Origin of the sequence: Methylobacterium longum (assembly GCF_022179385.1) — a bacterium.
In the GTDB taxonomy this organism is placed as follows: Bacteria; Pseudomonadota; Alphaproteobacteria; order Rhizobiales; family Beijerinckiaceae; genus Methylobacterium; species Methylobacterium longum.
Map to the genome: position 1 here is coordinate 203,336 of NZ_BPQS01000005.1, position 13,755 is coordinate 217,090.

Consider the following 13,755-nt stretch of genomic DNA (forward strand, 5'->3'; position numbering starts at 1 on the left):
TCTTTCGCAGTTGCAGCACGCCCGTCAAGGCGCGCCGACATCACACCCACGGAAGAAGTGAACGGCCTGGAATCGTTCGAATATTTAGCGCCTCCCCGGACCGTCTGCAGTACCGTCCCGGACATGGGAGGGTTGCCGGAGGCCGCGGTCGTCAGACGCGGCGGTCGGGCCGGAGCGGCTTGAGCCCCGCCTCGATCTCGGCGCGGCGCGGCTCCAGCAAGGGCGGCAGGGCGAGGCCCTCGCCCAGGGACTCCAGGGGCTCGTCCGCGGTGAAGCCCGGCCCGTCGGTGGCGATCTCGAACAGGATGCCGTTCGGCTCGCGGAAGTAGAGGCTGCGGAAATAGTAGCGGTCGACCGGACCGCTGGTCGGCACCCGGGCGGCCATCAGCCGGTCGGCCCAGGCGTCGTAGGCTGCATCCGGAATGCGGAAGGCGACATGATGCACCGCGCCCGCACCCGGCCGGGCCGGCGCGGACGGATCGGCCCGGAGCTGGATCTCCGCGGCCGGACCGCCGGGCCCCATCGCGTAGACCTCCACAGGCCCGTCGCCCGTCTCGAAGGCGCGGTCCCGGCGCATGTCGAGCACCCCGGTGAGCACAGCGGCGGTGCGCGACGGGTCCGGAACCGAGAGCCGGATCGGACCCAGGCCGCGGATCTGGTAGGCGGCCGGCACCGGGGACCCCTCCCAGGGATGCTCCGGGCCGGTCCCGCCATCGTCCACCAGGGCGAGGCGCTGACCTTCCGGATCCTCGAAGTCGAAGGTGAGGCGCCCGTCGCGCAGGGTGGGCTCGGCCTCGACGATCCCGGCCTCGCGCAGGCGCGCGTGCCACCACGCCACCGCGCCTTCGCCCGGCACCCGCAGATGCGTGCGCGTGATGCTGTTCGAGCCCCGCCGCTCCCGGGGCGCCGGCCAGTCGAAGAAGGTGATGTCGGTGCCGGGGCTCGCCAGACCGTCGGCGTAGAACAGGTGGTAGGCCGAGACGTCGTCCTGGTTCACCGTCTTCTTCACGAGGCGCAGCCCCAAGGTGCCGGTGTAGAACGCGACGTTCTCGGCCGCGCGGGCGGTCACCGCGGTGAGATGGTGGATGCCGGTGAGCTGCATATCGGTCCGGGGGTTCGCCTCGTCAGGCCTCAGGTAGGGAGGGGCGTCGGGGTTGCGAGCGACGGACGGCAGGCGCGTCGTCGCGCTTCGGGCCGCGCCGTGACGTTGCACCGGGATGTGGCTTCAGACGCGGCCGAACGGCTGCAGAACGCGCGCCAGGATGCGCAACGGCACGGGCTGCGCCCGCAGGCGGTCCTCGGACAGCACCGCCGCGACCGCCGCATCCGACCCACAGTCGCCGCGCACCCGTGCCGGCGCCGCCGGGACCCGGATCAGCAGCTATCCGGCCTCCCGGGGGAGGGCGCGCAGGCGACCATCACCGCCCCGATCAGGGCCCGGCCTCGCCGGCCGTCGGAACCGAGCGCCGCCCGAGCGGAGCGGCGCTTCGCTCAGGACCCGATTCGCTCAGAGCCCGACCGGTCGGCCGGCGGCAACCACCAGCATCTTGCCATCCGCGAAGGTGCGGGCGGCGGCGCGGCGGATGTCGGCCTGGGTCACGGCCGACACCATCGCGTTGCGGCGGGCGATGTAGTCCATGCCCAGTTCCTCGAAGGCGATCTGCACCAGCTGGTGGGCGATCTTGGTCGAGGTGTCGAAGCCCAGCGCGTAGGAACCGGTCAGGTAATCCTTGGCCTTCTGCAGTTCGTCGTCGTCCGGACCGTCGGAGATCAGCCGGCCGATCTCGTCGCCGATCACCGACAGGGCCTCGCCGACGCGCTCGTTCTTGGTGGCGGTGTAGCCCCAGGTCATCGCGGCCGAGCGGTGGCTGACCAGCGAGGTCCCCACCGAGTACGCGAGGCCACGCTTCTCGCGCACCTCCTGGAACAGCCGGGACGTGAAGGCGCCGCCGCCGAGGATGTGGTTCAGCACGTAGGCCGGGATGAAGTCCGGATCGCGCCAGGGCACGCCGGCCATGCCGAACCGGATCACCGACTGGGGCACGTCGAGGTCGACGACGACGCGCCGGCCGAGATCGTGCACCTCGGTGCGCGGCACCGCCTTCAGCTCCCCGGCCTCCGGCAGGGCCCCGAAGGCGCGGTTCAGGCCCTCGGCGAGCTGCTCGGACCCGATGGCGCCGACGGCCGCCACCTTCACCCGGCCCCGGCCGATGATGCGGGCATGCATCGCCAGCAGGTCGTCCCGGGTGATCGCCGTGACGCTCTCCACGGTGCCGGAGGACGGGCGGGCGTAGGGATGGCCGGCGAAGGCTTCCTTGAAGAAGCGGCGGGAGGCCAGGACCCCCGGATCGTTCTGCTGGTAGCGCAGGCCGGCGATGATCTGGCCGCGAACCCGCTCGATCGCGTCGGGGTCGAGGCGGGGCTTGGCGAGCGCCAGGGCGAGGAGCGCGATGCCCTCGTCGGCATGCTTGACCAGCATCTTCAGGGAGCCGCCGACCGCGTCGGCCCCGGCATGGAACGACAGCTCGATCGCCCGGGCGGCCAGCTGCTCCTGGAACAGGTCGGAGGTGAGGTCGCCCGCCCCCTCGTCCAGCATGCGGGCCAGCATCTGGGCGCAGCCGGCCTTGCCCGCCGGGTCCTGGGCCGCGCCGCCCTCGAAGGTGAAGGCCAGGGCGATCATCGGCACCACCGGCGACTCGACGTGCCACGCCTCGATCCCGGGGGCGGTGGTCACCGGCAGCGCCGTGGTGGGCGAATTGATGGTCTGGGCGGTGGTCTCGACCAGAGTCTCGGTCAAGCTCATGGGAACCTCGTGTCTTCAATCTCGGGCGACGGCGGAGCGTGCCAAGGCTCCCGTTCGGCACGTCCCGGTCCGGCCCGCAGCGGGCCGGACCGGGACGCGACCGGGGCTACTCGGCGGCCATCGCGACCGGGGCGTCGGGATCCTGCGCCTTCGTCAGGTAGCCGGTGACCGAGCGGGCCGGGGTCAGCCAGCGCTCGGCGGCGCTCTTGAGGCGGTCCTGCGACACCGCTTCGATGTCGGTCGGCCAGCGGCGGACCTCCTCGATGGTCTCGCCGATCGCCAGCGCCGAGCCGTAGATCCGGGCCAGCGACGACTGGCTGTCGGACGAGTAGACGGTCTCGGCCACGAGGCGGGTCTTGGCGCGCTCGATCGCCTCGGCGTCCAGGGCCTCCGCAGGGGCGCGGCGCAGAACCCGGTCGACGGCCTCCTCCAGCTTCTCCAGAGGCACGCCCTCGGCGGGCACCGCGTAGACGGAGAAGCGGGTGTCGTCGATCGCCGAGCCCATGTACCAGGCGCCGGCATTCACCGCGAGGCCGGTCTCCATGACCAGCTTGCGGTAGAGGTACGAGGTCGAGCCGCCGCCCAGCACCTCGGCGAGCAGCTCGAGGTCGTGGCAGCCGCCGTCGCGGGCGGTGATGCAGGAGGGGGTCAGGTAGAGCCGCTGCAGGGTCGGCTGCTCGACCTTCGGGTCGGCGACCGCGATGCGGCGGAGCGCCTTCGGCTCCGGCTCCCGCGCCCGCAGGCGCTCGGGCCTCGCGCCTTGCGGCGCGACGCGGCCGTAGGTGTCCTCGGCGAGCCGCCGGACCTCGTCGGGAGTCACGTCGCCGGCCACCACCAGGATGGCGTTCTCGGGGGTGTAGAAGCGCTTGTAATAGGCCAGCGCGTGTTCGCGGTTCAGGCCCTCGATCTCGTGCATCCAGCCGATGATCGGGATCCCGTAGGGATGGTGCACGAACAGGGAGGCCGCCATCGCCTCGGAGAGCTGGGCCGACGGGTCGGTCTCGACGCGCATGCGGCGCTCCTCCAGCACCACGTCGCGCTCGGGCGCCACGACGGCGTCGTCGAGGACGAGACCGCTCATGCGGTCGGCCTCGAACGCCATCATGGTGCCGAGGTGGTCGCGGGCGACCCGCTGGAAATAGGCGGTGTAGTCGTAGCTGGTGAAGGCGTTCTCCTGGCCGCCGAGCCCCGACACCGCCTTGGAGAAGGCACCGACCGGGTGCCGCTCGGTCCCCTTGAACATCAGGTGCTCGAGGAAGTGGGCGATGCCCGACTGGCCGAGCGGATCATCGGCCGAGCCGTTGCGATACCAGATCATGTGGGTGGCGACGGGAGCCCGGTGATCGGGGACGACCACCACGTCGAGGCCGTTGTCGAGGGTGAAGGCCGTCACCTCCGGTCCGCCCGCTTCGGAACGCCCGAACGGCGCGGCCTCGCCCCGACCGGCGCTGCCGCCGAGGGGCGAACCCGGACGCGGCGGGAAGAGGGGGGGCGTCGCCTTCCTGAACAGGTGCATTCCGCTTTCCTTCTGCCGGCCCCAAACACGGCGTCTCACGTCGGGGCGCGCGCGCGGGTCGAGGCCGTCTGATCTCCGGACGGCAGGAGCCGGTCCGGGTCGAAGTTCACATGTTGCCACGCCGAGTCGCCGTTGCAACGGCGACACAGCGACTTCGTTACTGCTGCGCCCGCTGCCGGATATAGGACCCGGGATCGGATTCCTCGCGCTCGCGGCTGGCATTGTTGATCGGGTCGTTCGGCGACGGCCGCGCCAGCTTCTTCGGGGGCTGGCGATATCCGGTCGGCGGATCCGTGAGGATGTCGCGGTTCGGCTCGACGTCGGCGGGCTCGGCGTTCGCGCTCTTGCCCTTGAGCAGGTCGAAGGGGTTGAGCAGGCTGGAGTCGCGATTGTTGTCGCCGGGCTTGCGCTCGGCCTCGGTGGTCAGGCTCGCTCCGGCGCGGCGTCCACCCCGGATCTCGTCTACCGAGAGCGTGGCGTTGTTGTCGTCGTAGCGGCCGCGGGCTTGGTTGCCCGACGGGCGACGGCGCTCGGCGGCGGCGCGCTCACGCTCGGCGATCTCGGGATCCTTCGGCCAAGCGGCGCTGGTGGAGCGGGCCCGCGGCTGGGGCAAAGCCTTGCCGTCGAGCTTGGGCGGCATCACCAGGGGCGCGCGCTCGTGGTAGTCGATCGGATCCTGACGCTTCTCCAGGAGCCCGATGCCCGACAGCGCGTCGCGCATGAACTCGCCGCGCTCCTGCGCCTGCGCGCCGCCTGCGGCCAGCGGGGTCAGCACGACCGCGGCGGAAAGGAGGAGACGAAGCCTGCGATGCCCGGTCATGCTGCCTCACGGGTTCCGGACGGAGCGCCCGGTTCAAGGATCGCCGCGGCGCGGCCTGATCCGACAGGTTCCGGCCTGAAGCCGGTTTCCGGCGATCGTATGGCGCCTTGACCACGCCGCGCCAGGGGCGGGATGCAGGCGCGCCTGTGTGTTGCGCGGATCAGTGGCGCGTCGACGCGTCCCCGCCCCGGCCTACGCGGCGTCCGTCCGCCCCCGCCGCCCGGCCGGGGACAGGCTGTCGAGGATCAGGCCGATCACACCCGCCACGATGGCGGCGTCGGCCACGTTGAACACGTACCAGGACCAGCGGCCCGCATGCAGGTGGACGAAGTCGAACACCGCCCCGTAGGCGGCCCGGTCGATGGCGTTGCCCAGGGCGCCGCCGACGATGAGGCCCAGCGCCACCGCGAGCAGCCGCGAGCCCGCCCGGTGCATCCAGATCCCGAGGCCCAGCGCCGCGGCGAGCGACAGGACCACGAGGAACCAGCGCCCGAATCCGCCTTCCTGCTGGAACAGGCCGTAGGAGACGCCGCGGTTCCAGACGACGACGAGGTCGACGACGGGGGTGAGCCGCCAGGGCTGGGTCAGCACGAGGTCCGTACCGAAGTAGAGGCTGAGCTTGGAGGCTTGGTCGAGGAGGAGCGTGAGGAGGAGGGCCAGGAGGCCGGCGCGGAAGGGGGTCACGGGCGGCGATCCCGGGACCGGCGCCGTCCGTGCGCATCCGCCTCCCCCGCCTGCGGGGGAGCGGGGCGCGGGGCGCGACGGTGCAGGAAAGGGCCGCGGGCGCCACGCGGGCCGCGCCGCACCCGGAAGCCGGGCTCCCCTCTCCCGTCCCTCGCCGACGCGAGGGGCACCCGCCCCCGGAGAGGGGGGCGGGCGGATGCGGTCGCGCGCGCGCTCACGCCGCGCTCGCCTCCGGATGCGCCGCGTCCCACTCGCGCAGGGCCTGGGCGTCGCGGGGGGTCACCTCCGGATAATCCGGATCGCTGCCCACGCTCGGGCTGACCCGCCAGGACCGGGCGCATTTGCGGCCCTCGGCCGGGCGCGGCACCACGGCGACGCCGCGGACCTCGTCGAGGCGGAAGGCGTCGGCCGGTCCCTCGCCCGCGCTCACCGTGATGTCGGAGGTGATGCAGGTGTCGGCGAAGTCGCAGCCCTCGAGCGCCGCGAGCAGCTCGGGATCCGCGACGTAGACCTGCGGGGCCGCCTCCAGGCTCGCGCCGATGCGCTTCGCGGCGCGCTCGATCTCCAGGGCGCCGGTGACGACGCGCCGGACCCGCCGGATCTTGTGCCAGCGCTCCGCGAGGGGGGCATCGAGCCAGTCCGCCGGAGTCTCCGGCAGGGTCTGGAGATGCACCGAGCCGTCCTCGGACGGGTAGCGGTCGAGCCACGCCTCCTCGGCCGTGAAGGCCAGCACCGGGGCAAGCCAGATCGCCGCCCGCCGGAACGCCGCGTCGATCACCTGGAGGGCCGCCCGGCGGCGGACCGAGGAGATCGGATCGCAGTACAGGGCGTCCTTGCGCACGTCGAAGTAGAAGGACGAGAGGTCGCCGGTCATGAAGCCGTTGAGCAGCGCCACCACCCGCTTGGTGTCGAAGGCCGCGTAGGCCTCGCGGATCTCGCCGTCGAGCTCGGCGAGCCGGTGCAGGATCAGCCGCTCCAGCTCCGGCATGTCGCCGTACGCCACGTCGTCGCCCGGGACCCGGTGGGCCAGCGAGCCCAGCATCCAGCGCAGGGAATTGCGCAGCTTCCGGTAGGTCTCCGCGAAGGTCTTGATGATCTCGGGACCGATGCGCAGGTCGTCGGTGTAGTCGGAGGCCGCCACCCAGAGGCGCAGGATGTCGGCACCCGAATCCTTGATGACGCTCTGCGGCGCGACGACGTTGCCCTTCGACTTCGACATCTTCAGGCCCTTGCCGTCGAGGACGAAGCCGTGGGTCAGGACGATGTCGTAGGGGGCACGGCCGCGGGTCCCGGAGGATTCGAGCAGCGAGGATTGGAACCAGCCGCGGTGCTGGTCGGAGCCCTCCAGGTACATGACCCGGTCCTGCCCGCCGTCGCGGACGCGCGTGACGCCGGCCAGCCCCGGGAAGGCCTCCGGATCGTCCAGCACGAAGGCGTGGGTCGAGCCCGAATCGAACCAGACATCGAGGACGTCGGTGACCTTGTCGTAGGCGGCCGGGTCGTGGTCCGGCGCCAGGAAGCGCGCGGCCGCATCGTCGTGGAACCACGCGTCGGCGCCCTCGGCCGCGAAGGCGTCGCGGATGCGGGCGTTGACCCGCGCGTCCTTGAGGATCTCGGCGGTCTCCCGGTGGACGAACACGGTGATCGGCACGCCCCAGGCGCGCTGGCGCGAGACCACCCAGTCCGGCCGGTTGGCGACCATGCCGGTGATGCGATTCTTGCCCTGCGTCGGCACCCACTGGGTGTCGTCAATGCCTTGGAGCGCCACCTCGCGGAGCGTCCGGTTGCCGAGGGAGTCCACCGGCCGGTCCATGGCGATGAACCATTGCGGGGTGTTCCGGAAGATCACCGGCTTCTTGGAGCGCCAGGAATGCGGGTACTGGTGGCGCAGCACCCCACGGGCGATCAGCGCCCCGGCCTCGGTCAGCGCGGCGATGACCGCCTTGTTGGCGTCGCCCTTCTCGCCCTTGGCGGTGAGCACGCGGGTACCGGCGAAGCCCGGGGCGGCCTCCGTGAGCACGCTGTCGGCATCGACCGTGTAGGGGATGGTCGGGTCGATGCCGCGCTCGCGCAGCAGCCGGCCGCTCGCCATCCAGAGCTCGAAATCCTCGCGGCCGTGGCTCGGCGCCGTGTGGACGAAGCCCGTGCCGGATTCGTCGGTGACGTGGTCGCCGTCGAGCATCGGCACGGCGAAGCCGTAGCCGAGCCCGGCCAGGGGGTGGTCGAGGGTGAGGGCAGCGAGCGTCGCCGGACTCACGTCGCCGACACGCTCGAACGCCGCGACCCGGGCCGCCTTGAATACGGTCGCGGCCAGGCTGTCGGCGAGCAGGTAGCTCTGGCCCGGCGTCGCCCAGTTGTCGGCCGGCGCCTCCGTGACCCGATACAGGCCGTAGGCGATCTTCTTCGAGAACGCGACGGCGCGGTTGCCCGGGATCGTCCAGGGGGTGGTCGTCCAGATCACCACCCGGGCCGCCACGAGGTCGCCCGCGGCGCCGGAGCGGATCGGGAAGGCGACGAACACCGTGTCGCTGACGTGCTCCTCGTACTCGACCTCCGCCTCGGCCAGCGCGGTCTTCTCGACCACCGACCACATCACCGGCTTCGAGCCCCGGTAGAGCTGGCCGCTCATCGAGAACTTCATCAGTTCGTCGGCGATCACCGCCTCCGCCGGGAACGCCATGGTGGCGTAGGGATGGTCCCAGTCGCCGGTGACGCCGAGCCGCTTGAACTCCTCGCGCTGCACGTCGAGCCACTGGGCCGCGAAGGTCCGGCACTCCTGCCGGAACTCGATCACCGGCACGTCGTCCTTGTTGCGGCCCTTGGCGCGGTACTGCTCCTCGATCTTCCACTCGATCGGCAGGCCGTGGCAGTCCCAGCCCGGGACGTAGTTGGCGTCGAAGCCGAGGGCGGTCTGCGAGCGGACGACCACGTCCTTGAGGATCTTGTTGAGCGCCGTGCCGATGTGAATGTTGCCGTTGGCGTAGGGCGGGCCGTCGTGGAGCACGAATTTCGGCCGGCCCTGGCCGCGGGCGCGCAGCTTGCCGTAGAGGTCCATGGCCTTCCAGCGCTCGATGAAGAGCGGCTCGCGCACGGGCAGGCCGGCGCGCATCGGGAACGCGGTCTGCGGCAGGAACAGGGACTTGGAATAGTCGCGGGCGGGCGCGGTCTCGGGGGCGGTCATCGGGTCTCGCATCGGCGGTCGGGCCGGCGGCAGGCCGGCGGATTCGGTTCAGGCGGCAGGAGGATCCCGGACCTCCGCGCGGCCGCGCCGAAGCGGGCCCTCAGGCGGAGGCCGGGCCGGTAATTCGGATCGGGCGGCCGGGGCCGCGCAGGGCGCGCGAAGCGTGCATGTCGGGTTCTCTACCAGCCGCCCCGGCCCGAGGCCAGCGGCCGTGCGGATCACGCGCCCGTGACTGCGGATGGGACCAATCGGCGTCTGAACCGTTGAACGACACACCCTCCGCTCGCCGCGGCGGCGCGGAGCCGACCCAGACCGACATCCGGGAGTAGACCCATGAAGAAATTTCTGATCGCGACCCTCGCCCTCGCGCCCATCACCTTCGCGGGTGCCGCCGAGGCCCAGGGCACGGCCCGCGGCGCCCAGCGCGGCGTCGAGGACGGCTCGGCCGCGGCCGGCCCCGTGGGCGGCGTCGTCGGCGGGGCGGTCGGCGCCGCCACCGGCACGGTCGGCGGCGTGCTCGGCACGGATCCCGATCCGGCCCGCCGCGCCCGCGAGAACCGCCGCGAGGAGCGGATGGAGCGTCAGGAGCGGATGGGCCGCTGACGGTATCCGGCCGGTCGCCTCAGGCGGCCGGCCGCCCCTCCCGGCGAATGGTCTCCTGCGCCAGGAGGTACAGGCCCGAGCCGACGACGATCATGGCGCCCGCCACGGTCCAGCGGCTCGGCACGTCGCCGAACAGTAGGAAGCCCAGCGTCACCGACCAGAGCAGCTGGGTGTAGATGAACGGCGCCAGCACGTTGGCCGGCGCCCGGGCATGCGCCATCACCAGAAGCCAGTGGCCCAGCGTGCCGAACAGCGCGACGCCGAGCAGCAGGGCCCAGTGGGTCAGGCTCGCCGGGCTCGCCCAGATCCAGGGCAGGAGCGGGGCCATCAGCGCGAGGCCCGCGAGCCCCGTGTAGAACATGGTCGTGGCGGTCGAGTCGTAGGCCGCGAGCTTGCGCGTGATGATCGCGTAGAAGGCGTAGACCACGACGTTGGCGACGCAGAGCAGGGCGGCCGGGTGCATCCCCCCGAGCCCCGGTCGCACGATCACGAGCACCCCGAGGAAGCCGACGCCGATCGCCGTCAAGCGGGCCCGCGAGGACCACTCGCCGAGCAGCGGCCCGGCCAGCAGCGCCACGGTGAGGGGCGCGGCGAACTGGATCGAGATCGTCTCGGCGAGTTGCAGGTAGCGCAAGGCCAGGAAGTTCAGCGCCGTGGAGGCGAACAGCAGCAGCGAGCGCACGATCTGCAGCGTCAGCCGCCGGCTCCTGACCACGCCCGGCGTGCGGACCGGGTTGATGAACAGCGAGATCATCGCGACGCTGGCGGCGTAGCGCATGAAGGTGGTGACCAGGGGATCGACTCCGGCCCGCGCCAGGGTCTTGGCGCTGGCATCCAGGCTCGCGAAGAACGCGACCGCCCCGCACATCAGGGCGATGCCGACGAGCCGGCGGCGGCCCGCGAGAGCCGTCTCGGCGGCGGCGCAGGCAGGTGCGGGGTCTTCGCTGACGGACGTCGCGACCTGCGTGCTCATGCCTGGCCCATCCCGCTTGAGGCCGGCGGTCGTGCCACGCCCGGCTCCGCCTCGGTATCCGTCGCGGCGCAGGGGGACCATGCAGCCCGCACGGTCGTGCGCGCCGACGGGCGCCTCAGCGCTTGGCCGCCACCTTCTCGACCGGCAGGGCCTTCTCGGCGGAGGCGGTCTTCGTGGTCGCCTTGGCGACCTTCGGCTTCGCCGGTGCCGCCCCCGCGATCAGCGCGGCGAGATGCGACTGGTCGAGCCCCGATGCAGGCGCCGCGGGCGAGCGCGGCCCCGTCGCGGAGGGCGGGACGCTCGCGACGGCGGCGGGGCGCTCCACCTGCCGCTCGGCTTGGCGCGGCTCGATGGAGCCCGTGGCGACCGGATCGGGGATGGCGGCGACCGGCATCGGCGCCGCCGTCGATTCACGCTGGACGCGCAGCGTCCAGTGCGCGGCCGTCGAAAGGGCGGCGACCGCCAGGATCGCCTTGATGCCGCTGGTGAGCAGGGCTCGCATGGTCGTCAGGCCCGAGAGAACGCGGTTACGCGAGACCGGATCCCCGGTCACGGATCATCATCGCCGCGGAGCGTGAACGAAGCCGCAATCGCCCCGCCGGATCCTGTCCCGGAACGGGGCATCCCGACGCTCGCAGCCTCGCCCGACGGGTCGACCGGCCGATGGCGAGGATGGGGGAAATTGATGTGGGCCGTGCGCCGGATTCGCGGTTCCTGTTCCCCGCGCTCCCGACACTCCTGCAGCGACTCGGCCCACTGAGCCTCACAGGAACGGCCCAGAGAACTGGTCCGGACCACCCCGTCACTGCCGACCCCGCTGCCATGCAGGCCCGAGCGGGCTCGCGAAACCTTCAGGCGCATCGGCCGCTGGGGACAGCCCGTGTAGAGGGTGACGGCCGGGCCGGCAACAGAGGCGAGGCCGTTTCGGCGGCGCCCGCGGCGATCAGCGCTCCGCCGCGGCCGCGGCGAAGCGTATCAGAGCGGCGATCTCGGCCGCGCCGGCCTCGCCGGCGAGGCGCCGGTAGAGGTCGGCATAGCCGGCGAAAACCTGCCGCCCGGCCGCGTCGGGCCCGAGGAAGCCGGCGATCTCCTCCATCTCGGGCGCCCAGCGATGGGCCTTCGGCGCCATGTCGGGCAGGCCCGTGGCGAAGCGGGCGAGGAGGGCGGGCTCGTTCTCGGCGAGTTCGGCGCGCAGCGCCTCGCCGGCACCCGCGCGATCGGCGGCGAGGATCATGAGCGCGGCGAGCGCCGTCAGGCCCTTGTTGAGGCCGGCATAGCCCATCTTGAGGCTTGAGGCCGCACCGACGCCCCCGGGACAGACGCGCAGGTCGAGGCCGAGGTCGCGCAGCACCAGCGCCGGGGCGGTCTCGGGACCCGAGACGTAGACGCGCGGTCCTCCGGCGCCGGGCTTCGGCGGCAGGCCCAGGATCGCGCCGTCGAGGAACGGCGTGCCGGTGGCCGCGACGATCCCGGCGATGCGCCCGACCGTCTCCGGGCTGACGGCGTTGGCGTCGATGTAGACCGGCTTCTTCGCGGCAGCCGCGAGGGCGGGCGCGAGGCGGCGGGCGAGCGCCTCCGCGTCGGCGGGGGGCACGATCGAGAGCACGAGGTCGGCGGCGGCGAGGTCGCCGTCCCCGGCATGCGCCATGCCGGCGGCCTCGGCCCGGGCGCGGCTCGCGGCCCCGCGCCCGTCCAGGGAGGTCAGCACGCGCGCGCCGTGGCCGGCGAGCCGGGCCCCGATGGCGCTGCCCATGGCGCCCGGGGCGATCACCGCGATGGTGGGCACGGGACGCCTCCGGGGACGATCGGGCCGCTACCGCAGCGAGCCGCAGAAGCGCTGGATGCGCCGGCAGGCCTCCTCCAGCACCGCGTTCGAGGTCGCGTAGGAGATGCGCAGGTTCGGGCCGAGCCCGAAGGCCGAGCCGTGGACGGCGGCCACGCCCTCGGCCTGAAGCAGCTCCATGACGAAATCCTCGTCGGTCTCGATGGTCTTGCCGGCTTCCGTCTTCTTGCCGATCAGCGCCGCGCAGGACGGGTAGACGTAGAACGCGCCCTCGGGCGTCGGGCAGGTCAGGCCGTTGGTCTGGTTGAGCATCGACACGACGAGGTCGCGCCGGCCGTGGAAGGCCGAACGGAACGTGGCCAGATGGTCCTGCGGGCCGTCGAGGGCGGCGACCGCGGCCCATTGCGCGATCGTGCTCGCCCCCGAGGTCTGCTGGCCCTGGACGAAATCCATCGCCTTGATCAGCTTCTCCGGACCGGCCGCGTAGCCGATGCGCCAGCCGGTCATGGCATAGCCCTTCGAGACGCCGTTCATGGTCAGCGTGCGGTCCACGAGCTGCGGCTCGACCTGGGCCGGGGTGACGAATTCGAAATCGCCGTAGGTCAGGTGCTCGTAGATGTCGTCGGTCAGGATGTGCACGTCCGGGTAGCGGAGCAGCACGTCGGTGAGCGCCTTCATCTCGGCGCGGGAATAAGCGGCCCCGGACGGGTTCGAGGGCGAGTTGAGGACGATCCACTTGGTCTTCGGGGTGAGCACCCGGTCCAGCTCCTCGGGCTGGAGCTTGAAGCCGTTGGCCATGTCGGCGTCGGCGAAGACCGGCGTGCCCCCGCACAGCCCGACCATCTCCGGGTAGGACACCCAGTAGGGACGGGGGATCACCACCTCGTCGCCGGGATTCAGGGTGGCGAGGAAGGCGTTGTACAGCACCTGCTTGCCGCCGGTGCCCACGATGGTCTGCGCGACCTTGTAGTCGAGCCCGTTCTCGCGCTTGAACTTGCGCACGATCGCCTCGCGCAGGGGCACGATGCCGGAGACCGGCGGGTAGCGGGTCTCGTTGCGGTGGATCGCGTCGATCGCCGCCTGCTTGATGTGCTCGGGCGTGTCGAAATCCGGCTCGCCCACCGACAGGCTGATGACGTCGACGCCCGACGCCTTCAGGTCCCGGGCCTTCTGAGTCATCACGATGGTCGCGGACGGCTTCACCCGCGAGAGGACGTCGGCGAGGAGAGCCATGGCGTGCGATGCTCCGGATTCTCGAGGTCAGGCGCCGCCTCTTCGCGGCGCGGCGGACCCTAGGCCCGGGACGCTGAGCCGGCAAGGCGGTGCGCGGCACGGAGTGGGGCGGCGCCCCGGGCGCGCAGCGCAGATCTCCCCCGCGCCGGCGCCCTCGCT

The 13,755-nt window shown here is 72.3% G+C and carries 11 protein-coding genes; 1 reads left to right on the forward strand and 10 read right to left on the reverse strand.

Annotation, left to right across the window (positions count from 1 at the left end; all coding sequences use genetic code 11):
* Window positions 1-151: 151 nt before the first annotated feature.
* The 6 genes from MFF58_RS06930 to ileS form a co-directional block, all read right to left on the reverse strand.
* On the reverse strand, window positions 152-1,102 hold the full coding sequence (locus MFF58_RS06930) for a ring-cleaving dioxygenase (RefSeq protein ID WP_238286241.1): 951 nt from the start codon (window positions 1,100-1,102) through the stop codon (window positions 152-154).
* Between the two features lie 405 nt (window positions 1,103-1,507).
* Entirely contained in the window at window positions 1,508-2,803 is a 1,296-nt protein-coding gene (locus MFF58_RS06935; protein WP_238286242.1) for a M16 family metallopeptidase, read from the reverse strand.
* Window positions 2,804-2,909: 106 nt separating this feature from the next.
* Window positions 2,910-4,319, reverse strand: coding sequence for a M16 family metallopeptidase (locus MFF58_RS06940; RefSeq protein ID WP_238286243.1), 1,410 nt, complete (start codon window positions 4,317-4,319; stop codon window positions 2,910-2,912).
* 157 nt (window positions 4,320-4,476) lie between these two features.
* Window positions 4,477-5,139 carry a hypothetical protein gene (locus MFF58_RS06945; protein WP_238286244.1) on the reverse strand — a complete coding sequence of 221 codons (663 nt, stop codon included), beginning with the start codon at window positions 5,137-5,139 and terminating at the stop codon, window positions 4,477-4,479.
* A 192-nt stretch (window positions 5,140-5,331) separates the two neighbouring features.
* On the reverse strand, window positions 5,332-5,823 hold the full coding sequence (lspA, locus tag MFF58_RS06950; protein WP_238286245.1) for a signal peptidase II: 492 nt from the start codon (window positions 5,821-5,823) through the stop codon (window positions 5,332-5,334).
* Between the two features lie 214 nt (window positions 5,824-6,037).
* Window positions 6,038-9,004, reverse strand: a complete 2,967-nt coding sequence (gene ileS / locus MFF58_RS06955) for an isoleucine--tRNA ligase (RefSeq protein WP_238286247.1) — start codon at window positions 9,002-9,004, stop codon at window positions 6,038-6,040.
* A gap of 333 nt (window positions 9,005-9,337) precedes the next feature.
* Between ileS and MFF58_RS06960 the strand changes: the two genes are divergently transcribed.
* Complete coding sequence (locus MFF58_RS06960) at window positions 9,338-9,607, forward strand: hypothetical protein (protein ID WP_238286249.1); 270 nt, start codon at window positions 9,338-9,340, stop codon at window positions 9,605-9,607.
* A 19-nt stretch (window positions 9,608-9,626) separates the two neighbouring features.
* Here MFF58_RS06960 and MFF58_RS06965 read toward each other — a convergent pair whose 3' ends face one another.
* The 4 genes from MFF58_RS06965 to MFF58_RS06980 form a co-directional block, all read right to left on the reverse strand.
* A complete protein-coding gene (locus tag MFF58_RS06965) occupies window positions 9,627-10,580 on the reverse strand; it encodes a DMT family transporter (RefSeq protein ID WP_238286250.1) in 954 nt (317 codons plus the stop codon).
* A gap of 115 nt (window positions 10,581-10,695) precedes the next feature.
* Complete coding sequence (locus tag MFF58_RS06970; protein WP_238286297.1) at window positions 10,696-11,082, reverse strand: hypothetical protein; 387 nt, start codon at window positions 11,080-11,082, stop codon at window positions 10,696-10,698.
* A 441-nt stretch (window positions 11,083-11,523) separates the two neighbouring features.
* Window positions 11,524-12,366 carry an NAD(P)-dependent oxidoreductase gene (locus MFF58_RS06975; protein WP_238286251.1) on the reverse strand — a complete coding sequence of 281 codons (843 nt, stop codon included), beginning with the start codon at window positions 12,364-12,366 and terminating at the stop codon, window positions 11,524-11,526.
* A 27-nt stretch (window positions 12,367-12,393) separates the two neighbouring features.
* Window positions 12,394-13,596: a pyridoxal phosphate-dependent aminotransferase gene (locus MFF58_RS06980; protein WP_238286252.1), complete on the reverse strand. Its 1,203-nt coding sequence runs from the start codon at window positions 13,594-13,596 to the stop codon at window positions 12,394-12,396.
* Between the last annotated feature and the right edge of the window lie 159 nt (window positions 13,597-13,755).